At 63.6% G+C, this 21,709-nt stretch carries 17 protein-coding genes; 9 read left to right on the forward strand and 8 right to left on the reverse strand.

The genetic code is table 11. The features are described from left to right. Window positions 1–353: 353 nt before the first annotated feature. On the reverse strand, window positions 354–1,754 hold the full coding sequence (locus NCS03_RS10875; RefSeq protein WP_008342501.1) for a phosphomannomutase/phosphoglucomutase: 1,401 nt from the start codon (window positions 1,752–1,754) through the stop codon (window positions 354–356). Between the two features lie 452 nt (window positions 1,755–2,206). Here NCS03_RS10875 and NCS03_RS10880 point away from each other — a divergent pair, with 452 nt between their 5' ends. From NCS03_RS10880 to NCS03_RS10900, 5 genes are read left to right on the forward strand one after another with little or no spacing between them, the layout of a single operon-like run. Continuing rightward, on the forward strand, window positions 2,207–3,469 hold the full coding sequence (locus NCS03_RS10880; RefSeq protein WP_034472769.1) for an oligosaccharide flippase family protein: 1,263 nt from the start codon (window positions 2,207–2,209) through the stop codon (window positions 3,467–3,469). Beyond that, window positions 3,466–4,272, forward strand: coding sequence for a glycosyltransferase (locus NCS03_RS10885; RefSeq protein ID WP_250440066.1), 807 nt, complete (start codon window positions 3,466–3,468; stop codon window positions 4,270–4,272). Before NCS03_RS10880 ends, NCS03_RS10885 begins: the two co-directional genes overlap by 4 nt. Window positions 4,273–4,291: 19 nt before the next feature. Then, complete coding sequence (locus NCS03_RS10890) at window positions 4,292–5,431, forward strand: glycosyltransferase family 4 protein (RefSeq protein ID WP_034472774.1); 1,140 nt, start codon at window positions 4,292–4,294, stop codon at window positions 5,429–5,431. A gap of 25 nt (window positions 5,432–5,456) precedes the next feature. Beyond that, a complete protein-coding gene (gene galE / locus NCS03_RS10895; protein WP_250529151.1) occupies window positions 5,457–6,491 on the forward strand; it encodes a UDP-glucose 4-epimerase GalE in 1,035 nt (344 codons plus the stop codon). A gap of 58 nt (window positions 6,492–6,549) precedes the next feature. Then, the gene (locus tag NCS03_RS10900; protein WP_033537192.1) at window positions 6,550–7,659 is read left to right on the forward strand and encodes an MraY family glycosyltransferase; all 1,110 of its coding nucleotides are present in this window, start codon (window positions 6,550–6,552) and stop codon (window positions 7,657–7,659) included. 44 nt (window positions 7,660–7,703) lie between these two features. On the opposite strand, the gene NCS03_RS10905 is transcribed toward NCS03_RS10900, so the two are convergent. Further along, window positions 7,704–8,399, reverse strand: a complete 696-nt coding sequence (locus NCS03_RS10905) for a dienelactone hydrolase family protein (RefSeq protein WP_008342514.1) — start codon at window positions 8,397–8,399, stop codon at window positions 7,704–7,706. A gap of 536 nt (window positions 8,400–8,935) precedes the next feature. On the opposite strand from NCS03_RS10905, the gene NCS03_RS10910 reads away from it, so the two are divergent. Next, window positions 8,936–10,357 carry a hypothetical protein gene (locus NCS03_RS10910; protein ID WP_241814162.1) on the forward strand — a complete coding sequence of 474 codons (1,422 nt, stop codon included), beginning with the start codon at window positions 8,936–8,938 and terminating at the stop codon, window positions 10,355–10,357. Between the two features lie 11 nt (window positions 10,358–10,368). Here NCS03_RS10910 and NCS03_RS10915 read toward each other — a convergent pair whose 3' ends face one another. Then, a complete protein-coding gene (locus NCS03_RS10915; protein WP_244807495.1) occupies window positions 10,369–10,827 on the reverse strand; it encodes a hypothetical protein in 459 nt (152 codons plus the stop codon). 97 nt (window positions 10,828–10,924) lie between these two features. Here NCS03_RS10915 and NCS03_RS10920 point away from each other — a divergent pair, with 97 nt between their 5' ends. After that, window positions 10,925–11,215: a hypothetical protein gene (locus tag NCS03_RS10920; RefSeq protein WP_008342521.1), complete on the forward strand. Its 291-nt coding sequence runs from the start codon at window positions 10,925–10,927 to the stop codon at window positions 11,213–11,215. Between the two features lie 11 nt (window positions 11,216–11,226). Here the strand turns inward: NCS03_RS10920 and NCS03_RS10925 are convergent, their stop codons facing one another. The 5 genes from NCS03_RS10925 to NCS03_RS10945 all read right to left on the reverse strand — a co-directional run bounded on the left by NCS03_RS10925 (window position 11,227) and on the right by NCS03_RS10945 (window position 18,913). Next, on the reverse strand, window positions 11,227–13,458 hold the full coding sequence (locus NCS03_RS10925) for a polysaccharide biosynthesis tyrosine autokinase (protein WP_250529152.1): 2,232 nt from the start codon (window positions 13,456–13,458) through the stop codon (window positions 11,227–11,229). Window positions 13,459–13,544: 86 nt separating this feature from the next. Beyond that, on the reverse strand, window positions 13,545–14,699 hold the full coding sequence (locus tag NCS03_RS10930) for a polysaccharide biosynthesis/export family protein (protein WP_008342525.1): 1,155 nt from the start codon (window positions 14,697–14,699) through the stop codon (window positions 13,545–13,547). A 50-nt stretch (window positions 14,700–14,749) separates the two neighbouring features. Beyond that, window positions 14,750–16,129 carry an undecaprenyl-phosphate glucose phosphotransferase gene (locus NCS03_RS10935; protein ID WP_008342527.1) on the reverse strand — a complete coding sequence of 460 codons (1,380 nt, stop codon included), beginning with the start codon at window positions 16,127–16,129 and terminating at the stop codon, window positions 14,750–14,752. A gap of 112 nt (window positions 16,130–16,241) precedes the next feature. Next, on the reverse strand, window positions 16,242–17,771 hold the full coding sequence (locus tag NCS03_RS10940; RefSeq protein WP_250529153.1) for a mannose-1-phosphate guanylyltransferase/mannose-6-phosphate isomerase: 1,530 nt from the start codon (window positions 17,769–17,771) through the stop codon (window positions 16,242–16,244). Window positions 17,772–17,914: 143 nt separating this feature from the next. Further along, entirely contained in the window at window positions 17,915–18,913 is a 999-nt protein-coding gene (locus tag NCS03_RS10945; protein WP_033537200.1) for a GlxA family transcriptional regulator, read from the reverse strand. Window positions 18,914–19,994: 1,081 nt separating this feature from the next. Here NCS03_RS10945 and NCS03_RS10950 point away from each other — a divergent pair. Both NCS03_RS10950 and NCS03_RS10955 read left to right on the forward strand, forming a co-directional pair. After that, a complete protein-coding gene (locus tag NCS03_RS10950; protein ID WP_034472787.1) occupies window positions 19,995–20,447 on the forward strand; it encodes a GDP-mannose mannosyl hydrolase in 453 nt (150 codons plus the stop codon). 189 nt (window positions 20,448–20,636) lie between these two features. Continuing rightward, entirely contained in the window at window positions 20,637–21,695 is a 1,059-nt protein-coding gene (locus NCS03_RS10955) for a GlxA family transcriptional regulator (RefSeq protein WP_034472789.1), read from the forward strand. Window positions 21,696–21,709: the final 14 nt, after the last annotated feature.

The following is a 21,709-nucleotide window of genomic DNA, read 5'->3' on the forward strand; positions in this document are numbered from 1 at the left end:
CCTCCGCCGACGCCCGCGGCATATCCTGGCACATATTGTTGGTCATGTGCCGTAGATCCCTTGGTGCCTTGTCACTTTTCTCTGGTTCCGCCTATTCATGCACTGTGCCAAGCCTGCCTGATGCACTGGGCAGTGCTATCTGATAGCGGCAGAAGCGAAGAAGGCGAGAGCCGAAACTGCGTTTCTTGAGGAAAGTAAACCTGTCATCACGGGCTTGGTGCGGGCATGCATCACTAGTGTTGACGGTCGCCTGTTCCGAATAACAGTTGACTCACCCGGCGACGTCGCCCAGCGTCCGCAAACAAATCAGCGGCCTCCATGCTCCGGAAAGCCGCCGATATCTCATCAACTTTTTAAAACGGCAACTGCGCGTCCGGCTTCTCCGCCAGAATCACCCGACGAAAATCTTCCTGAATGCGCTTAAGCGCCGCGTCGTTGTCCGCTTCGAAACGCATCACGACGACCGGCGTCGTATTCGACGAACGCGCCAGCCCGAACCCATCCGGGTACTCGACACGCAGACCGTCGATCGTCAGCACGTCGTCGGCGCCAGTGAACTTCGCCGATTTCTGCAGACGCGCGATCAGCTCGAAATTCTCGCCCTCCTGCAACTTCAATTGCAGTTCAGGCGTGGAAAGCGAATTCGGCAGATCGTTGAGCAGCTTGCTCGGATCGGCCACGCGCGACAGGATTTCGAGCATACGCGCGCCGGTGTACAGACCGTCGTCGAAGCCGTACCAGCGATCCTTGAAGAACACGTGGCCGCTCATTTCGCCCGCGAGCGGCGCGCCCGTTTCACGCAGCTTCGCCTTCACAAGCGAATGGCCGGTCTTCCACATGACCGGCTCGCCGCCCTGCTCGCGCACCCACTTCGCGAGATTGCGCGTGCACTTCACGTCGTAAATGATCTGGCCGCCCTTGTTGCGCGACAGCACTTCCTGCGCGAACAGCATCAACTGGCGATCCGGATAGATGACCTGCCCGTCCTTCGTGACGACGCCGAGACGGTCGCCATCGCCATCGAACGCAAAGCCGACTTCCGCGTCCGTTTCCTTGAGCGCCTTGATGACGTCCTGCAGATTCTCCGGATGCGCCGGATCCGGATGATGATTCGGGAAGTTGCCGTCGATCTCCGTGAAGAGTTCGACCAGCTCGCAGCCGAGCGCCTTGAAAAGACGCGGCGCGAGACCGCCCGCGACGCCGTTGCCCGTATCGACGACGATCTTCATCGCGCGCACCGGCTTCACGTCCGACACGATGCGGTCGAGATACATCTGCGACACGTCGAATTCGGTGTACGTGCCTTCGCCCGTCGTGAAGTCGTTATCGACGATGCGCTTGTACAAGCCTTGGATCTGATCGCCGTAGATGGCCGCGCCGCGCAGCACCATCTTGAAGCCGTTGTAGTCCGGCGGATTGTGGCTGCCCGTCACGACGATGCACGAATCGACGCGACGCTCGCCCGAAGGCAACGGCAGCGGCACGCTCGCCGCGAAGTAGCCGACCGGAGTCGGCACCATGCCGATATCGACGACATCGACGCCCGCCGCGCGCAGGCCATCCGAGAGTGCGCCGACGAGTTCGGGACCGGAGAGACGACCGTCGCGCGCGACCACGACCGAATCGCCGCCCTGCTTTTTGATCTCGCTGCCGAACGACTGGCCTATGCTCTTAGCGACGTCCTTGTCGACCGTCTTGCCGACGATCCCGCGAATGTCGTAGGCCTTGAAAATGGATTGGGAAACTTGGCTCATGAGATGGCTACCTCCTCTCTATTAATTGATGGTTTCTCGGCGATGCAGCCATGAGGGCATGCAGGTCGTGACGGTTGGCGCGCCGCTGCAATGCACAGCGCGCGCGAACGACTGCCAGATGACGTATCGAATTCTGCCTATGCGTCTGGTAAACCAATACGAAAGAAACAATTCGAAGCAAATGGATGCAAAACCGGCGCAGCGGGCGGCCCACGGACCGCACTTATAATCGCTGTCTTTCGGCGCTCTGGTGGTTGCGCTCGCTCTGACGAAGCCGGTTGGAGCCTGCGCGTTCATTCTAATCCAATGCTCAAACGCTCTTTCGCCTCGATGCCTTCGAATGAGGCGCGTCTGCGTGCAAACACACAAAACTTGACCGATCGCACGTTTGCGCGAGGCGGTCAGGCTTGGGTAGCACGCGCCGTGCCCGATTACGCCGAGCGCTTCACCGCATGAAGGCGCTCACGCGCTCCGGCAATCCGGACGTCGCCCGCGCGCTCGCCAACATCGTCTGGCTCGGGCTGGAGCGGCTCACGCAGATCGCGGTCGCCATCGTCATCTCCGGTTTGCTCGCGCGCTACCTCGGCCCGGACGACTTCGGCAAATGGCAATACGCGAACACGCTGCTGCTCGTCATCGCGCCGATCACGTGGGTGTGCGGCGCGGAGATTCTCGTGCCGACGATCGTCAACCGCAAGCCCGCCGATACCGGCGCCGTACTCGGCAGCGCGTTCGTGCTGCGCATGGGCGTGTCGGTCGTCGCACTCTGCGTGACGTGGATCTGGATCGCCGCCGGCGGCACGGACCCGATGGTCGGGCTGATGCTCGCCGGACTCGCCGTCACGATGCTCTTTCGCGAGCCGTTCATCGGCGTCGTCAATTCGTGGCTGCAAAGCCTCACCTACAGCAAGCCGCAGCTCATCGCGAGCATGGCGGCGGCCATCGTCAAGGCGGCGCTCGTCTTCGCGCTCGTGCGCATCGCGGCCGCGCCGTCGAGCTTCGGCTGGCTCTGGGCGCTCGAAGCCGCGGCGATCAGCGCCGCGCTCGTCGCGTACTACGTGCGCCGTCACGGCGGCACGCTCGGCTGGCGTTTCGACCGCGCACTGTTCAGACATTTCGCGAGCGCGGGCACGGTGTTCTGGCTCGGCCTCATCTGCATGTATTTGTTCCTGAAGCTCGACCGGCTGATGCTCGCGCATCGCGTGTCGTTCGCGGAACTCGGGCTTTACTCCGCCGCGCAGCAGTTGAACGAGAACTGGATCGCGCTCGCGCTGATGCTCTCGCAGACCATCGCGCCGGCGTTCGTGTATCGCGTGCAGGAAACCGCGCGCCTGAAGCGCAATCTCGTGCGCCTCTTCGCGATGACCGCCGCGCTGATGATCGCAGGCGCGGCCGTCCTCGATGCGCTCGCGGGCTTCATCATCGCGCGCGTGTTCGGACCGAATTACGCGGGCGCGGCGGACATCTTCCGCTGGGCCGTGTGGCTTTCGGTGCCCGCGGGCATCGAAGCGATCGGCAATCTCGTCGTGCTGAAATATCAGGCGAAGTATGTGCTGCTATCGAAATGGCTTTTCGCGCTCGCGGTCGCGTTCGCGGTGAACTGGTTCGCGATACCGCGCATGGAAGGCTACGGCGCGCTGATCGGACTCGCGGCGGGTTATGTCGCGGCGGCGTCGGTGAATTTCTACTACATCCGTTTTCGGCTGCGCGCATGAACGAACTCCACGATGTCGCCGTGCTGATGCCCGCGTTCAACGGCCAGGCCGATGTCGAACGCACGCTCGCGTCGTTTGGCGAAACGTCGATGGTGAACGTGCTCATCGTCGACGATGGCAGCACGCCGCCTATCGTCGCGCCCGTCATCGACGGCATGAACATCGACATTCTGCGCATGCCGAAAAACGGCGGCATCGAGCGCGCGCTCGAAGCGGGCATCGCGGCGCTGTACGCGCGAGGCGTCCGTTACGCGGCGCGCATCGACGCAGGCGATCTCGCGACGCCCGCTCGCCTCGCGAAGCAACGCGCGTATATGGAGGCGCATCCGCGCGTCGCGGTGCTCGGCATGTGGACGCACGTCGTATCGACCGATGGCGCGCCGCTCTTCGATCTCACGCCGCCCGCCGATCCCGCCGCGATCCGCCGCATGATGCTCGCGCGCACATGCTTCACGCATCCGTCGCTGATGCTGCGCATCGACGCCGTGATCGAAGCGGGCAACTATCGCGCGCAGTATCGCGCCGCCGAGGATCTCGATCTGATCCTGCGTCTGCTACAACGGCACGACGGCGCGAATCTGCCCGAGTTCGGTCTCTTCTACGAACTGAACGAAAGCGGCATCAGCGCGACCAAACGGCGTGCGCAAATCATGTCGACACTGCGTCTGCAACTGCGCCATTTGCGCGTGACCAATCCGCTCGACTGGGCGGGCGTCGCGAAGAGCATCGCGCATCTCGTTTTGCCGTATCGCGCGTTGCGTGGATTGAAGGCGCGCTTGCTGAAGCGCGCATCCGCCGCGTGAACCTATTCCTGACTTCCGGATGACCAAAGAAAAGTCGAAGCTTCGTATCGCCCTCGTGTGCAACACGGCGTGGGCGATCTATACCTACCGGCAAGGCGTGCTGCGCATGCTGACCGCGCGCGGCGCGCAAGTCACGATCATCGCGCCGCGCGACCGCACCTTCGAGCCGCTCACCGAAATGGGCTGCCGCTGCGTCGAGTTGCCGGTCGCATCGAAAAGCACCGATCCGCGCGATGACCTCAGGACGCTCGCCGCGCTCTTTCGCGAATATCGTGCGACGCGTCCGCATATCGTGTTTCACTATACGATCAAGCCGAACATCTACGGCTCGCTTGCCGCGATGCTCGCGCGCGTGCCGTCGATCGCGGTGACGACGGGTCTCGGCTACGTCTTCATCCAGAAGAGCCGCACGGCGCAGGTCGCGAAGCGGCTGTACCGTTTCGCGTTCCGCTTTCCGCGCGAAGTGTGGTTCCTCAATCGCGACGATCACGAAGCCTTCCTGCACGAGAATCTGCTCGCGCATCCGGATCGCGCGCGGCGTCTGCATGGCGAAGGCGTCGATCTCGATGAATTCGCGTTCGAGCCGCTGCCCGCGCGCGAGGATTTCGTGTTCATCCTGATCGGCCGTCTGTTGTGGGATAAAGGCGTGGCGGAATATGTCGAAGCCGCACGCAGGATTCGCGCGAAGTTTCCGCACGCGCGTTTTCAGTTGCTCGGGCCGGTCGGCGTCGACAATCCGAGCGCGATCAGCCGCACCGACGTAGAAAAGTGGGAAGCGGAGCATATCGTCGAATATCTCGGCGAAGCGAACGACGTGCGGCCGCTCGTCGCCGCGGCGGATTGCGTCGTGCTGCCTTCGTATCGCGAAGGCGTGCCGCGCACGCTGATGGAGGCATCGGCGATGGGCCGCCCGATCGTCGCCACCGACGTTCCCGGCTGCCGCGAAGTGGTCGAGGACGGCGTGAACGGCCTGCTCTGCGAGGTCAAAAGCGCCGACAGCCTGACCGAAGCGCTCGAGCGCATGCTGACGCTCTCCGCCGACGAGCGCGCCGCCATGGCGCGGCGCGGCCGCGAAAAGGTCGCGAGCGAATTCGACGAAAAAAATGTCGTCGAACGCTACAAGGGCACAATACATGCCATTACCGGCATTTCACTTTGATTTCATGCAATCGGGAGAGCACAAGATGAATGGCAATCAGCCGACGAAGGGCACGATTCTCGTCACCGGCGGCGCGGGCTTCATCGGTTCGCATACGTGCGTCGAACTACTCGACGCGGACTATGGCGTCGTGGTCATCGACAATCTCGTCAACAGTCGCGCGGAGTCGTTGAAGCGCGTCGAGCGCATCACGGGCAAGAGCGTCACGTTTTATGAAGCCGATGCCCGCGACGAAGCCGCGCTCAACCGCATCTTCGACGCGCACGCGATCACCGGCGCGATCCACTTCGCGGCGTTGAAGGCCGTGGGCGAATCGGTCGCGAAGCCCATCGAGTACTACGAGAACAACATCGGCAGCCTGCTCGCGGTGCTCAAGGTCATGAAAGCGCGCGGCGTGCGCAACTTCGTGTTCAGCTCGTCGGCGACGGTGTATGGCGTGCCGAAGAGCGTGCCGATCGACGAATCGTTTCCGCTTTCCGCGACGAACCCCTACGGCCAGAGCAAGCTCATCGCCGAGCAGATCCTGCGCGATCTCGAAGTGTCCGATCCGTCGTGGCGCATCGCGACGCTGCGCTATTTCAATCCGGTCGGCGCGCACGAGAGCGGTTTGATCGGCGAAGATCCGGCGGGCATTCCGAACAACCTGATGCCGTATGTGGCGCAAGTGGCCGTCGGCAAGCTCGCGCAACTGCGCGTGTTCGGCAGCGATTACGATACGCACGACGGCACCGGCGTGCGCGATTACATTCACGTCGTGGATCTGGCGCGCGGGCATATCGCGGCCATCGATGCGCTCAGGAAGCTCGACCGCAGCTTCGTCGTGAATCTCGGCACCGGGCAAGGCTATAGCGTGCTCGATGTCGTGAAGGCGTTCGAGGCGGCGTCGGGCAAGCCGGTTCCGTATGAGCTCGTGCCGCGCCGTCCGGGCGATATCGCCGCCTGCTACGCCGATCCGGCCGCCGCGGCGGAACTGATCGGCTGGCGCGCGGAGCATGGCATCGAACGCATGTGCGCGGATCACTGGCGCTGGCAGTCGCAGAATCCGCAAGGGTTCGCTTAAAAGCGTCGAGGCGCTGCGCTTTGCGCGCGGCGCCGCTTTTTTCCATCGGTTCTATTTCATGCTTAGTTTCGCGCTTGCTTTTCTGGTCTCGCTCTTCGTGACCTTGTTGATCGTGCGCTTCGCACACCTGCAGGAAGGCGTGCTCGGCGACACCGATCTCGCCGGCGTGCAGAAGTTTCACGCGCGGCCCGTTCCGCGCATCGGCGGCGTGGGCATCATCTGCGGGCTCACGGCATCGGCCGTGCAGTTGCGATGGGGCTATCCGGCCGTATCGGGCGGCATTCTCGGCATCGTCGCGTGCGGCTTGCCGGCGTTTCTCTCCGGGCTGATCGAAGACCTGACCAAGCGCGTCTCGCCGCTCGCGCGCCTCGTCTGCACGATGGCCGCCGCGGGCCTCGCCTATGCGTTCCTGAACATCGCGGTCACGCGCATCAGCGTGCCGCCGCTCGATTTCCTGTTGTCCTACGCGGTCATTTCATGCGCGGTGACGGTGCTCGCCGTCGCGGCGCTCGCCAACGCGGTGAACATCATCGACGGCTTCAACGGCCTCGCATCGATGGTCAGCTTCATGATGTTCGCCTCGCTCGCCTATGTGGCGTTCCAGGTGCACGATCCGATCGTGCTCTCCGGCTCGCTCATCATGATGGGCGCGGTGATGGGCTTCTTCATCTGGAACTTCCCCGCCGGGCTGATCTTTCTCGGCGACGGCGGCGCGTACTTCGTCGGCTTCATGCTGGGCGAACTCTCGATCATGCTCGTGATGCGCAACCGCGATGTCTCCGCGTGGTATCCGGTACTGCTCTTCATGTATCCGATCTTCGAGACGTGCTTCTCGATCTATCGCAAGAAGTTCATTCGCGGCATTTCGCCGGGCATTCCGGACGGCGTGCATCTGCATATGCTCGTCTACAAGCGTCTGATGCGCTGGGCCGTCGGCGTGAAGAACGCGCATGAGCTGACGCGGCGCAATTCGCTGACGTCGCCGTATCTGTGGCTGCTGTGTCTCGTCGCCGTGATTCCCGCGACGCTCTTCTGGCGGCATACGGTGCATCTGTTCTGCTTCGTCGTCGTGTTCGCGGCAACTTACGTGTGGCTCTACATGAGCATCGTGCGCTTCAAATCACCGCGCTGGCTCGTGTTTCGCCGGCCGCACACGGTGAAGAAATGAAGCGACGCCGCCTGAGTTCCAGGCGGCGTTTTTCATTCGAAGCCTTATTTCAGGTGCTTTGCGAAGAAATCCGCGGTGCGGCCGTTGGCGAGTTGCGCGGCCGCCGCGTCGTAATGCGCGCCCTGATTGCGCGCGAACGCGTGATGACAGCCGGGATACGTGTACACCTCGACATTCGGCTGCCCCTTCACCGCCGCCAGCACGCGGTTGCGCGCATCGGCGGGAATGAATTCGTCCTCTTCCGCGAGATGCAGCATGAGCGGCACCTTGATCTTCGGCAGTTCGGCGAGGTATTGATCCGTGCCGCCGCCGTAGTACGAAACCGATGCGTCGACATCCGTGCGCGCCGCCGTCAGGAACGAGAGCAAGCCGCCGAGACAAAAGCCGACCGAGCCGATCTTGCCCTGCACTTGTGAGAGTCCGCGCGCGAAACCGATCGTCGCCGCGATGTCCTCGACGCCCGTGTTCACGTCGAATGCGTTGTAGTACTTGAGCGCCTGCTGCCATTCGGCTTCGGTGCGATCGGTGAGTTCGACGTTCGGCTCCAGCCGCCAGAAGAGATCGGGGCATAGCGCGACGTATCCCTGGCGCGCGTATTCGTCACAGGTTTCGCGCATGTCGGCGTTGATGCCGAAAATTTCCTGAATCACGATCACGGCCGGCGCGGTCGTTTGCGCGGGATATGCGACGTAAGCGTCGAAATTGCCATCGGGGATGGAGATGCTGAGCGTCTCGGACATGGGAAGTCTCCTAGATGATGAAGCGAGCCCATCATATCCAAACTTTCCCGCGCCGCGCTCGAAGCGGACCACTCATCTCGGCGATGATCGCGAGTCCCCGGATGAATCGAGCGTATCGATCGATCGGGGCCTTGCATGCGTGTCGCGCCGAACCGCCCATGCCATTTCCCTTCTGCGAGGGTCGATTGTTATCGAGTGGCTCGCGCGGCCGGAACCGCGCGTCCTCGTGGGCCTGCTTCCCCGGCATCGCGGGGCACCTCGTTCCGGCGTGTAGCACGCACATCGCGCATATTGAGTGGTCTCAAGCCGGATCGGACCGCTTCCGGCCATTGCATCTTCGGTCCATCGAACGGCGGCGATCCGCCAGAATGCCGTGCTTTGCGGACATCGATTCGAAGCGTCCGATGAAGCGTGGTCCGGCGCACACGCGCATCCGTCGTTTCGCGCCGAAGACTAGTCGCAAGACGCCGCCGCAACCGCGCACGACAAGAGCCGCTGCTATATTCGACGCAAAAAATAGGGGTGCCGGGGCCGTCATGCGCAACAAGTTCGCCGTCGTCTGGATCTGGCTTTGCCTGCTTCCGCTCGCGTTCGACTTACGAAGCGTCGAGACGGCCAGCAAGGCCATCGATGTTCTGCTCACCGTGACATCGATGGGCGCCGCCTGCGCGATGCTGCTCATCGCGCCGCGCTTCGCGCGCCGCTCGCGCATGCGCGGGTTCGTCAGCGCGCTCTTTCTGCTCACGATCTTCGGCAGCGTCGCAACCCAATGGCTGCAAGGCAACGACGCCGGCAACTACGCGCGCGTCGTGCTGCCGTTCCTCTTGATGCTGCTCGGCTATTTCGTAGGCTGCCGTCCGTGGGATGCGCAGCGTCTTGCGCAGATCGAACGCGCGATGGTCTGGTCGATGATCGCATCGCTCGTGTTCGGCGGCGGTTTCGGCATGGCGATGCCTGGCGGCATCGACACCTTGAGCATTCGCGTCGTCCCGGTCACGTTCCTTTGCCTGCAAGGGCTGTTGCTGCACGAAATCGTCTTCGCGCAGCGCATCGGGAAGCTGGCCGGGCTGTTTTTTCTCGCGACGATCGTCATCGAGATTCTGTTCGGCACGCCGGGCCTCCTGGTCGGCACCGTGCTGCTGATCGCTTATGCGACGTGGCTCGCCGCGCCTTCGCTGCGCGCGTTCTTCGCCGCCGGTCTGCGCGCGGCCACGATCCTGACGCTGCTGATCGCGATGGCCACCGCGACGGCCACGTTCTTTCCGACGATCGGAGCCCCGTGGATGAAGCGTCTCTCGCTCGTGCAGGATGCGCCGCCCGCACGCGATCCGGTGCTGATCGCGCGTCTCGCGGAAATGAAGGATCAGGTCGATCAGACTACGTCGTCGGCGATGTCGACGATCGTCGGCATGGGCTACGGACACGACTATCGCTACGCGCCGTCGTATCTGCCGGATCTTGCCGGCGACATCAGCGAGCAGGACTTCTACGCCTTCAAAAAATGGGCGGCCGGCCGCGACTTCTGGGTCTATCAGTTCTTCGCAGGCGGCGTGCTGTTCGGGCTCGCGCTGCCGATCGCCATTCTGTGGGCGCTCTGGCGCGGTTCGCGGGCGTATCGCGCATGGCGGCACAGCACGCCCGATGCGCCCTGGCTGCCGGTGCTCGGCCGTGCGCTCTTCGTGCTCGCTGCGCTGCCCGCGACGTCGATCGGCGGTAATCCGCTCGGCGAGCGTTTTCCGGGGCTGATGTTCGGTGTCGCGCTGGGTCTCGTCGTCGCGTCGTATGCGCGCATCGCGCATGGCATCCACGCGCGCGCCGCCGAAGCGGCCGGTCGCACGCCGCAGCAAAGCGCGCCTTTTTACGGCGCGCCGCCCGACATGCATCCGCAAGACGGGCCGCTCACGGAGATACGTCCGGCGAATCCGCCGCGCGCGTCAGGTTCGCTGCCCGCGCAGTAAGATCCGTCCGCTCACTGCGCGCGCAGATGTGCCCGCAGATAAGGCGCGAAGCCGTTTTGAACGGAGATGATCTTCGTCGCGCAGTCGTCGAAATCCGAGCCTCGCGCGCGCTCGTCCTCGAACATGCCCTTGCATTGCGCGAAGAGCGAGATCGTCGCGCCGTCGCCGTTCGGGACGCGCGTCGCCGAGAACACCGGCTTGCCGGTGTCCGAAGGCACGTCTGTTTCGATCGCGGCATTGTCGGCGCGTGTCAGGCGTTCCTTCGAATTCTGCTCGACGTAAGTCTTCGTGAGCTTCCAGGCCGCATCGCACTGCGCCGCGTCGCGGCATGCGACGGTCGCATTGCGTTGCGCCGTATCGAGCGATTGCTGCGAGAGCAGGAACGTGCGTTCCTTCGTCTGCTCTTTCTCGACGGACGAGCACGCGGTGAGGACGGTGGAAGCGACTGCGAGAGCGATGAGCTTTTTCACGGACGGAAAGCCAAAGAATCAGGTCGGACGGCGATTATAACGACGCCCGCTTTCGGCAACCATTTGCGTGCGGTATCGCGCGATCAGGAGGAGACACATGAAACACGCGCTTTTGTGGCTGGCCATCGCGGCCTTCGCGCCGTCGTTCGCGTATGCGGGCGATTCGGCCGATACCCCGTCGATGGACGCGCTGCTCGCGCAACAGAACGGCTATGTGGGCAATCCGGCGGGGGGCGCGCGGCTGCGTCCGGGCACGCGCAAGGCCGACGCAAAAGCGATGATGATGCCGCGAAGCGCGGCGGCGACGCTTTATCCGGCGCCTTCGGGTCTGAAGGCGCCGGCGTCGAATGCCGCGCGTGCGCGCGACATCTACAAGTCGCCGTATTGAACTGAGAAGACCTACTCCCCGATGCTCTCGTAGCTGTAATAGCCCGCGTAGGTGCTGCCCATCAGCACCTTCGATTGCGGCACATCGGTGAGGAGCACGCCCTTCATGTGCACGCCGCCGTGATAGAGGCGCTTCATCGTTTCACCGATTTCCTGCACCTGATTCTTGCCGTGCCGCACGACGAGCAGGCTCGTGCCCGCGTGCCGGCCGATCACGGTCGCGTCGGTGACGGCGAGCACGGGCGGCGTATCGATGACGACGAGATCGTAGAGCTGCTTCAGTTCGCCGAGGATTTCGCCGAGCCGATCGCTCGCGAGCAGTTCCGCCGGATGCGATGGCAGCGAGCCCTTCGGAATCAGATCGACGCCGGGCAACACGTCGTGAACGATGACGTCCATCGCGTTGGCGCCCATCAGCACGTCGGATAGACCCGGCGTGTGACGCACGCCGAAGTGCGAGTGGATGTCGCCGCGGCGCATGTCGCCGTCGATCAGCAACACGCGCTTTCTCGTCGATGCGACGAGCGTCGCGAGATTCGCCGACAGAAACGACTTGCCCGCTTCGGGCCGCGAGCCGGTCAGCATCACGACGTTGTTGCGCGCTTCGCCGAGCTGCAGTTGCAGCGACGTGCGCAAGCTGCGAATGCCTTCGACGGCCGCATCCTCCGGCGCCTGCGCCGCGAGCACGTGCATGCCTTCGCGGCGCATGCCGACCTGACGTTGCAGACGAAGCTGCTGCGTGCTGCGCGGCACGATGGCGAACACGCGCGTGCCCAGTTGCCGTTCGATGTCTTCGGGACGCTCGACGCCGCCCCACAGCGACTTGCGCACGAACGCCGCGATGATGCCGAGCACGAGGCCGATGCCCGCCGAGATCAGGATCACGAGCGCGCGCTTCGGACGCACGGGATCGTCGGCGGGTTGCGCGAGATCGACGATCCGCACGTTGCCGACCTGCCCCGCCTTCGCGATGCGCAATTGCTGCGCGCTGTTCTGCAGGTTCGCGTAAAGCTCGCTGTTCGAGCGCACGTCGCGCGTATAGCGCAGCGCGGTCTGCTCGGTATCGGGCAGCGTCGACACGTTCTTGCCGAGGCGCGTCTGCGCGGCGGTGAGCGATGCAATCTGCGCATCGAGCGCCTGCACCGACGGATGATTCGCCGTGAAGCGCAGCGACAGTTCCGCGCGCTGTTGCTGAAGATCGGAGAGCTTCGTCTTGTTGTCGACGATCTGCTGCAGGAGCAAGCGGCTCTCTTCGGAGAGATCGACGGAACCTTGCTTGTTGCGAAACGCGCTCAGGCGCTGCTCGGCTTCATCGAGCTGCTTCTTCACGAGCGGCAGTTGCTGCTCCAGAAACGCGAGCGTGTGCTCCGCTTCGGCCGAACGCTTCTGCGTGTCCTGCTCCACATAACGATTCGCGATGTTGTTGACGATCGCCGCGATTTGCTTCGGATTACTACCTTCCAGAGATACGCCGATGATGCCCGATTGCAGTGCGGTCTCCGCCACGGTCAGGCGCTGCTGAAGACGATCGATGGTCGTGATCGTCGAGAAGCGTTGCAGTTCGAACTGCACGCCGGGCTTGCCGTCGAGCTTGTCGACCTTGAGCGTCACCGGGCCTTGCGGCGTCGCGCCCGACACTTCCTTGCCGACCTGCCCCGTCAGCACGATCAGTCCGTTCGGATCCCGCAGTTCGTAAGCGCCGCGCTCGAGCGCGACGAGTGTGAACTTCCTGTCGTAGAGCTCCTTCGGCGTGTCGAAGAGCGGCACGTCGATGGCTTCGCCGCCCCACGCGAAGCGCGACAGATAACCCTGCGGAATCGGCCGGTTCAGCATCGCGAACACGTTGCCGACGAGCTTGCCCACGACCGGCAACACGCGCGGCGAGGCATCGATATCCAGATGCAGACGCCGCACCGTATCGTCGATGACGAGTCGCGAGCGCAGCAGTTCGATCTGCGCGGCAGTCGAAGTCTTCGTTTCGGTGAGTTGCGGAACGGCGGCTTGCAGCGCCTTGGCGCCGGCGTTCGCGTTGTTCGTGTTGGCCGGCTCGTCGACCTGGATCATCGCGTCGGCCTTGTAGGTCGGCGTCGCGAGATACGCGTAAGAGGTGCCGAGCGCAATCACGGCGAGCATGACGAGCGTCACGAGCTTCCAGTTGAGCATCGCCGCGGCCAGGTAATCGGACAGGCGCAGTTCGTCACCCGTCGATACGTCCACGTATCGCGTATCAAAGTTCATCGACATGATCTCGCTCGCTTATATTTTTTAAGTCGAACCATGATGCTCCGGCGCGCCCCGCGCGCGCCGGTCAGACACTTGATGCCAGATGCTTACTTCGTCAACACGGCCGCCGTCAAACCAGCGTTGATCGCCGGCAGCAGCAGGTTGAGCACGCGCGAGAAGCGCACGAGCCCGTTGTTGTCGACATAGACGACGTCATGCGGCTGCAGCTCGAAGTTGTTCGCGAGCAGCATCGACACCGGCGACAGCGCGTCGAGCTTGTAGACCTCCGGCTGGTCCGTCGCGCCGTTGCGGATCACGTACAGCTCGCGCGGGTTCGACGTTTCCGGGTTGAAGCTGCCCGCCTGCGAGATCGCGTCCGACAGCGTGAGCTTGCCGTTGCGCATCGGGATGACGGTGGCCGGCTTGGTCACTTCGCCCATCACGTAGACGCCGTTTTCGTCGCGCGAATCGACACGCAGCGCATCGCCCGGCTTGAGCATGATGTCCGACGGGCTGCGGCCCTTCGACGTCATGCCGGCCATGTTGATGTGATACGTGACGCCATCGCGGATCAGCGTGACGCGGCTCTGATCCGCCGTCGTCGCGAAACCGCCCGCGCGGCCGATCGCCTCGGTGAGCGTCATCGGAATGTCGTTGATCTGCTGCGCGCCCGGCGTGCGGACATCGCCGTCGATATACACCTGCGACGCGCGGAACGACGCGACGCGCACCGTCACCTGCGGCTTCACGAACACCTTCGACAGCTCGGCATACAGCTCGCGCTGAACCTGCGTCTCGGTCTTGCCCGCGACGTGCAGCGGCTTGTTCACGTACGGGAATTGCAGATTGCCGTCGGCATCGACGACGAAGCCGGGCGCGGCATCCGACGTGCGCGTCTGGTTCGCCGGCTGGCCGAGCGCCGCGACGAGTTCCGGGTGATCCCAGACCGTGATCTGCAGCACGTCGCCGACGCCCAGCTTGTAAGGCGCGGGCTTGCCGTAGAGCGAGGCGTTCGGATCGCCCGTCACGGACGGCTGCGCGGCGCGCATCTTCTTCACGAGCGCGGCGTCGATCGTCGTGATCGGAATGTTGGTGGTCGTGGCCGGATCGCCCTGATCGTTCGACGTTTCGACGAGCTGGGCGGGCTTTTCCATGTGCATGCCCGGCGAGAGCCCGCAACCCGTCAGGATCACGGCGACGGAAGCTGCCGCAGCCAGGCTCGTGAGGCGGAAGATACGCGACACGTTGGTGTTGGCGGCCATGGAGGTGGTGCCCGGTTGTTGTTGGTTGTGCATGATGGTCGTCCCCTGCATCAGTAAGCGTTGGTGTGGCGTAGTCCCTTGAAGATCGTTGCGGCGATGATTCTCATATCGAGTCCGAACGACCAGTTACCCAGATAGTACAAATCGTGAGCGACGCGTCCTTCCATCTTTTCGATCCGATCCGTTTCCCCACGAAAACCGTTGACCTGGGCCCAGCCGGTGATGCCTGGCTTGATCCGGTAACGATGGATGTACCCCGATACGACCTTCTGATACAGGTCGTCATGTTCGAGCGCGTGTGGACGCGGGCCCACGACCGACATGTCGCCGCGCAGAACGTTGAAGAACTGCGGCAGCTCATCGAGGCTGGTGCGGCGCAGGAACGCTCCGACACGGGTCACGCGCGGATCGTTGCGCGTGGCCTGGCGAAGCACTCCGGCCTGTTCCGTGTGCAGGCGCATCGAACGGAACTTGTAGATGGTGAAGACGCGGCCATCCGCGCCTTTGCGGTTCTGCCGGAACAACACCGGCCCGCGCGAAGTGAGCTTGATTGCGAGCGCGATGCAGATGAGCGCCGGCGAGACCGCGATGATCGCGCCGAGCGCGAACAGGCGGTCGAAGATTTCCTTTTGCAGCTGCGCCGACGCCGACAACGGCGTCGCGACGAGATTGATCGCGGGCTGGCCGAGCAGATCGGTGACGCCGCTTTCGAACAGCGCGAGGCTGCGCACGTCGGGGATGAAGCGCACGTTGATGAGATCGTCGCGGAATTCGTTCACGAAGCGCAGGATCGTGGGCTCCTCCGACAGCGGCAGCGCGAGCCACACTTCATGGACGTTCTGCGCGCGCACGAAGGCGACGAACGCGTCGAAATCGTCATACACGGGCAGGCGCGTGTTCAGACGCGACTTGCCCGCCGCCGCGTTGAACGCCGCGCACATGCGAAAACCGGTGTCCTGCGAACGCTCGATCTTGCGCAGCATCGAATCGCAATGTCTGCCGCAGCCGACGATCGCCACTTGCTGCAGGTTCAGGCCCGCGTTGCGCATGTGCGCGAGAATCGCGTGCGTGATGAGACGGCCGGCGATCATGAGGCCGCCGGACATCGCGGTCCAGTAGGCGAACCAGAGGCGCGACACGTAGTCGAGCCGATGCAGCGAGAACATCAGCGCGAGCGCGCAGCCCTGCACGACGAGCCAGCCGAGCGAGACCTGACACGCAAGCTGAAGCTTGCTGCGGCCGCGCCACGACTGGTAGACGCCGAAGCCAGGAAAGAGCGCAAGCGAGAACGCCGCCGCGAACGCGACGAACGCCACCGAATAGGTGTGTGCCTCGATGTACTCGAACCTGATTTGCGACGCCACTGCCGCACCGCCGACGATCATCAAGACGTCGAACAGGCGCGCGAGCAATCCCTGTAAATCGCGCATGTTTTTTTCCCCGGAACGCAATCAGCCCTTTACCGCCCTTCAGTCTCCTCCTCGCGTTAGCCCCGTCTTCTTCTTGTGAACGGTTGCAAGAAAGTCTTCTGCCTTCGAACGCTCAACTGCGCCCGTAGGTGTCGTCGAAACGCACGATGTCGTCTTCGCCGAGATAGCTCCCCGACTGCACTTCAATGATTTCGAGCGGCACCTTGCCCGGGTTCTCCAGACGATGCCGCACACCGAGCGGAATGAACGTCGATTCGTTCTCGGAGAGCAGAAACTGCTCTTCGCCGCGCGTGACGAGCGCCGTGCCGCACACGACGATCCAGTGTTCCGCGCGATGGTGATGCATCTGCAGCGACAGCTTCGAGCCCGGCGACACCACGATGCGCTTGACCTGGAAGCGCTCCCCGTGCTCGATCGAATCGTAGAAACCCCACGGGCGGCGCACCTTGCGATGCGTATCCGCTTCGGGCGCGTGCTGCTCGCGGATGCGCGCAACCAGCCCCTTGATGTCCTGCACGCGCGAACGGTCCGCGACGAGCACGGCGTCGTCCGTCTCGACGACGATCACGTTGGTCGTGCCGACACACGCGACGAGCCGTCCGCCTTCGGAGCGCGCATAGCTCGATGTCGCGCCTTCGAACACGACTCGGCCGCTCGCGACGTTGCCCGATTCGTCCTTGTCCATCGCGTCCCACACGGCGTCCCACGAACCGAGATCCGACCAGCCCGCGACGAGCGGCACGACCACGCCGTCGCACGGCTTCGTCGGCGTGCCGATGTGCTCCATCACCGCATAGTCGATCGAGTCGGACGGCGCGCGCCCGAACTGCGCCGCCTGCGGGCGGAAGAACTTGCCGTCGGCCTCGCCCTCCTGCGCGGCGGCCGAGCACGCCGCGTGCATGTCGGCATTGAGCTTTTGCAGCGCCGCGAGCCACACGCTCGCGCGCACGACGAAGATGCCGCTGTTCCACCAGTACGTGCCCGCCGCGACGTATTGCGCCGCGAGTTCCGCCGCCGGCTTTTCGACGAAGCGGTCGATCTCGTGCGCGCCGTCATCGAGCGCCGCGCCCAGACGGATGTAGCCGAAGCCGGTGTCGGGGCGCGTCGGCGGAATGCCGAGCGTCGCGATCACGCCGCGCTCCGCATGTTCCGCAGCGATCGCGATCGCGCGATGCAGCGCCGGAATATCGGCGATGGAGTGATCCGCCGGCATCGCGACCATGATCGCGTCCTCGCCGTCCCTCACGGCGGCAAGTGCCGCGAGCGTGAGCGCGGGCGCGGTGTCGCGGCGCGCCGGCTCGACGATGATGCGTGCATCGACGCCGGCTTCGCGCGTCTGTTCTTCCGTCGTGAACCGATGCTCTTCGCCGCACACGATGATCGGCTCGCCATCGACCTTGAAGTTGCCGGCAAAGCCTTTGAGCCGCGACACCGTCGCCTGGAGCAGCGAGTCACGTCCGACGACGCCGATCAGCTGCTTCGGGAATTGTTCACGCGACATCGGCCACAGGCGCGTGCCCGAGCCGCCGGCGAGGATCACAGGGACGAGGCGGCGGCACGGCCCGGCCGCCTTGGCCGGGCCCGCCTCCACACCTGCTGCTCCCTGCTTCACCCCACCTTCCGTGCGTGCTTCATTCGTCATAAAGAACTCCTGCCTGCCTGTTCGTCCGAACGGCGAACCGTTCGGGAAATGATTAAGTGCCGGACCGATCGGGTCCGGCCAAAGGTCCGACGTTTTACGCCATAGTCGGGCTCAGAGCGGCCCACGTCACATAAGCGCGCGGGTCAGCCGTTCGCCTCGCGTCTGCTCTGCATCCGGTACTCCGTCGGCGAGATCAGAAGGCGCTTGCGGAAAATCTTCGCGAGCCTGTCGCCGTTGCCCATGCCGCTTCTGCGCGCGATCTTGTCGACCGGCAGTTCCGAATCCGTCAGAAGCGCACAGGTCACGGCGAGGCGCGCCTGCAGCAAATAATCGGATGGCGTGATGCCCATCTCGATCTTGAAGCGGCGCAAGAAGTTGCGCTCGCTCATCGCGGCCACCTGCGCCGCATCGACGACCGAAATCGGCCGTTCGCAGTTGTCCTGCAGCCAGCGCGCCGCCGCGCGGATCTTGTCGCCCGCCGACGCCACGCCGCTGTCGCCGAGGATCGACACGAGCTTCGCGGCCGAACCGGGCATCAGACGTTCGGCGACGCTGCGCGACACGTCGATGCCGAGATCGCGCTTCACGATCAGAAGCGCGCCCTTCATCGACTCGTAGCGGTCGCCGGCGTCGCCCTGCTGCTCGTCGCGCACGAGTTGCATCGCGTTGCCGTAGCGCGCCTGCGCGTCCTGCGCCTGACCGATGCCCGCGGCGTCGAGCACCTTGCGGCCCTCGGAAATCGCGCGCACGACCGTGGTCTTGGTCTGCACGCGACGCAGCCATTCGATGATGCGATCGTCCTTCGCCGCTTCTTCCGCGCCACGGCCGCCGGCGACGAAAAGCGCGTCGAAGCCGCCGTAGTGGCGCGCATCGAGACCGTCCGTCCAGACGCGCACCGACGACGAGCACGCCACGTTGCCGCCTTCGACCGACAGGAACCGCACGTCGTACGTGCAATCCGGCCGCGACTTCGCCGACGACAGCTCGTTCGCCATGTGGAAGACCTCCGCGACGATTCCCGCGCCGAGCAGCGAAAAGCCGTCGAACAGCAGGATCGCGACCTGGCGCACCTCGGTCTGCGAGGCGTTCGACGCGGGAGGCGTCCAACCCATGACTGCGGGTTCAAGAGTGGCGTAAGGCATGGTCATCCTCTGCAGCTTGTTTCCTGGAAGGCGCGGAAGAGTTGTTCGGTCATTGCGGCGCATCAATGGACTTCCCGAACTTCGCCGGGTTGCCGTGACCGATTGGAACGAAGTGTTGGCGGAATCGATCCGCTGGCTTGAATAATAAGCAGACAATGTTTTTTGTGCTCTGGATTTTCGCGCTTAAACCACAAAATCTGTTCCGCTATGAGGGTGAGCGCACATTGAAATCCTTCCCCAAATTCCGGAAAGCCTGCATTCAATGCATGGAAAACAAATACGGATTTGTCATACAAGGATTGATTCGGCGGTTTAGCTCAATCTGATTCCCGTGCCGCCAGATCGGACACAGCGTTGCTCACTAAGCTCCGCAGCACGGCCCTGCGCGGTCCGCCGGATGCGATGGCCGCCAAGTCCGATCATTCGAATTGATTCATTTATGAAACATCGATGTGTGCGAAAGCGGACGTTCGTACCGCTGCAATCGGAAAATTTTGGTTTCGCCGTTACATTTAGGAACGATATGTAATGCGCATTTCAGACGCCGATTAAAATCCGCGAACGGCTTCGGCATTAATACTCAATGATTTTCTAATAACGCAATCGAGGTCCCCAACGTGATTTTTGATTAACCCGTTTTATTTTTATTCAAAGGCATAATGCGGTATTTTCATATGAACTTAGATGCTGCATTGCAGCGGACGCGAGATCGCGTCGAACCTGCATGCGCGCGGGACTCGGGCGCTGTCACCGTCCGCCATCGGCTAGTATTTTTGCGGCGGCGCACGCTTTGACACTATTTGCCGAATCGCCCAATTCTTGTTTTGCAATGATCGGCTGAATGCGGCTCGAATCGCGCGTACGTTCGCAATCGTCTTCACGCAAATTTTCGTACAGCGCGCGGACACGCAAATCGGTCAGGTTTGCCGCCCGCGCTGACAATGTGCTGACCGTTGCTCGTCAGCCTTGCTTGTTTCAGTCGTGAAATTCCGTCGCGCGTGCGCGCACGCACGGTCATGCGGCGTCGCAGCGGGCATCGTTTGCGCGACGCACGACTCACCGAAGCCAACCCGGAGCAACGATGCTGAGCAACGCTGATTTCCTGACGGTCGTGCGGCTCGCGCCGCTCGTGGCGATCGATCTGATCGTCACCGATGGCAACCGGCGCATCCTCGTGGGGCATCGGCGCAACCGGCCCGCGCAGGGCACATGGTTCGTGCCGGGCGGCCGCATCAGAAAAGACGAATCGCTCGATGCCGCCTACAGGCGCATCGTCAGCAACGAGTTGGGCGTCGCGAGCGCGCAGCGTTCGGCCGCACGCTTCTTCGGCGTCTACGAGCATCTCTACGACGACAACTTCGCGGGCGCCGATGGCATCGGCACGCATTACATCGTGCTCGCCTACGCGCTGACGCTCTCGAGCAAGGTTCCGATCGGCCGCTTCGATCAGCACAGCGACTATCGATGGCTTATGCCCGACGAACTGCTCGCGCGAGACGACGTGCACGAAAACACCAAGGCCTACTTCCGCTGATCCGCGCGAAAAGGCGCGTACCGAGATCATCTGCCAACACTTCGTCAATTTCGGACTCGGCGCGCGGCGGCTGCCGGGCGCCGCGTATAGTGCGCCCATGTAAGCTCACTTTCCCGCTACTTACGTTCCTGCATCGATCGGACCCCGGCCGGCCACGACGCCTGCCGCGGTTCGCACAGGGAGAAGTCGATGGTGTACGCCAATGGTACGGGCCGGCTTCAGGTCGTGCGCGCGGTCGCGCCCGACGTGCCGTCCGCCGATATGACCAGCGCGGCGAAGCGAATCGGCATTCTGATCTTCGAGGACTTTTCGCTCGTCGAAGTCAGCTCGATCTCCGAGGTCTTCTCGGTCGCGAATCAGGTGCATCTGCCCGCCGACGCCAACGCACGCGCGCAGGCGCCGAATTATTCGCTGATGTTTCTGTCGAGCGATGGCGGCAGCGTGGCGAGCAGTTGCTCGATGCGGATCTGGACCGAGAGTCTCGAAACGCGCTGGATGAACGAATGCGACGCGCTGTTCATCGCGGGCGGCGTGGGCGCGCGTCATGCGCGTAACGATGCCGCGCTGCGCAAGCGCCTCGCGCGCGTGGCGCCGAAGATTCCGTTCATCAAGGCGATCGGCGAAGGCGCGCAGATTCTCGCCGCGGCCAATCTCGACGTGCAGAACCGCACGCTCGATTTCGCCGGCGAGCCGCAAGGCCGCGCGCTTGCGCCGGCGTTGTCGAATCCGCTTTTCATCGCGGAACAAACGCTCACGCTCGACGATCCCAAAGGGCCGATCGCGGCGGCGCTGTCGATCATCAAGCGCGACCACGGCGCGGCGCTCGCGCGTGAAGTATCGGAGCGCTCCATTCCGGGCGCGTGGCAGAAGCTCGCCACCGTGCTCGACGATACCGAAGCCGGCAGCGTGCGCCAGAAGATCGACGCCGCCGCGCGCTGGATCCGCGAGAACTACGTGCGGCCGATCTCGATCACCGATGCGGCGCGCGTCGCCGCGATGAGCGAGCGCAATTTCCTGCGCCGCTTCAAGGCGCAGATCGGGCTGACGCCGTCGGAATACCTGTTGCGCGCGCGGCTCGATGCGAGCTGCATGTTGCTGGCCGCGACCGATCTGCCGGTCGACAAGATCGCGCGGCGCTGCGGCGCGGGCAGCGGCGACGGCCTCGCGAAAATCTTCCGCAAGCGGCTCTCGATCTCGCCGACCGAATACCGGATGGCAGGCCGCCGAAAACAGGGCGACGGTTCGTAAACGTCCGGAGCCGG

This window comes from Caballeronia sp. ATUFL_F1_KS4A (genome assembly GCF_023630905.1).
In the GTDB taxonomy this organism is placed as follows: Bacteria; Pseudomonadota; Gammaproteobacteria; order Burkholderiales; family Burkholderiaceae; genus Caballeronia; species Caballeronia zhejiangensis.

What these genes read in the sequence shown, in the direction of transcription:
- NCS03_RS10875 (WP_008342501.1), bottom strand. Translation starts at nt 1,754, where the DNA reads ATGAGCCAAGTTTCCCAATCCATTTTCAAGGCCTACGACATTCGCGGG.
- NCS03_RS10880 (WP_034472769.1), top strand. Translation starts at nt 2,207, where the DNA reads ATGAAGGCGCTCACGCGCTCCGGCAATCCGGACGTCGCCCGCGCGCTC.
- NCS03_RS10885 (WP_250440066.1), top strand. Translation starts at nt 3,466, where the DNA reads ATGAACGAACTCCACGATGTCGCCGTGCTGATGCCCGCGTTCAACGGC.
- NCS03_RS10890 (WP_034472774.1), top strand. Translation starts at nt 4,292, where the DNA reads ATGACCAAAGAAAAGTCGAAGCTTCGTATCGCCCTCGTGTGCAACACG.
- galE (WP_250529151.1), top strand. Translation starts at nt 5,457, where the DNA reads ATGAATGGCAATCAGCCGACGAAGGGCACGATTCTCGTCACCGGCGGC.
- NCS03_RS10900 (WP_033537192.1), top strand. Translation starts at nt 6,550, where the DNA reads ATGCTTAGTTTCGCGCTTGCTTTTCTGGTCTCGCTCTTCGTGACCTTG.
- NCS03_RS10905 (WP_008342514.1), bottom strand. Translation starts at nt 8,399, where the DNA reads ATGTCCGAGACGCTCAGCATCTCCATCCCCGATGGCAATTTCGACGCT.
- NCS03_RS10910 (WP_241814162.1), top strand. Translation starts at nt 8,936, where the DNA reads ATGCGCAACAAGTTCGCCGTCGTCTGGATCTGGCTTTGCCTGCTTCCG.
- NCS03_RS10920 (WP_008342521.1), top strand. Translation starts at nt 10,925, where the DNA reads ATGAAACACGCGCTTTTGTGGCTGGCCATCGCGGCCTTCGCGCCGTCG.
- NCS03_RS10925 (WP_250529152.1), bottom strand. Translation starts at nt 13,458, where the DNA reads ATGTCGATGAACTTTGATACGCGATACGTGGACGTATCGACGGGTGAC.
- NCS03_RS10930 (WP_008342525.1), bottom strand. Translation starts at nt 14,699, where the DNA reads ATGGCCGCCAACACCAACGTGTCGCGTATCTTCCGCCTCACGAGCCTG.
- NCS03_RS10935 (WP_008342527.1), bottom strand. Translation starts at nt 16,129, where the DNA reads ATGCGCGATTTACAGGGATTGCTCGCGCGCCTGTTCGACGTCTTGATG.
- NCS03_RS10940 (WP_250529153.1), bottom strand. Translation starts at nt 17,771, where the DNA reads ATGACGAATGAAGCACGCACGGAAGGTGGGGTGAAGCAGGGAGCAGCA.
- NCS03_RS10945 (WP_033537200.1), bottom strand. Translation starts at nt 18,913, where the DNA reads ATGCCTTACGCCACTCTTGAACCCGCAGTCATGGGTTGGACGCCTCCC.
- NCS03_RS10950 (WP_034472787.1), top strand. Translation starts at nt 19,995, where the DNA reads ATGCTGAGCAACGCTGATTTCCTGACGGTCGTGCGGCTCGCGCCGCTC.
- NCS03_RS10955 (WP_034472789.1), top strand. Translation starts at nt 20,637, where the DNA reads ATGGTGTACGCCAATGGTACGGGCCGGCTTCAGGTCGTGCGCGCGGTC.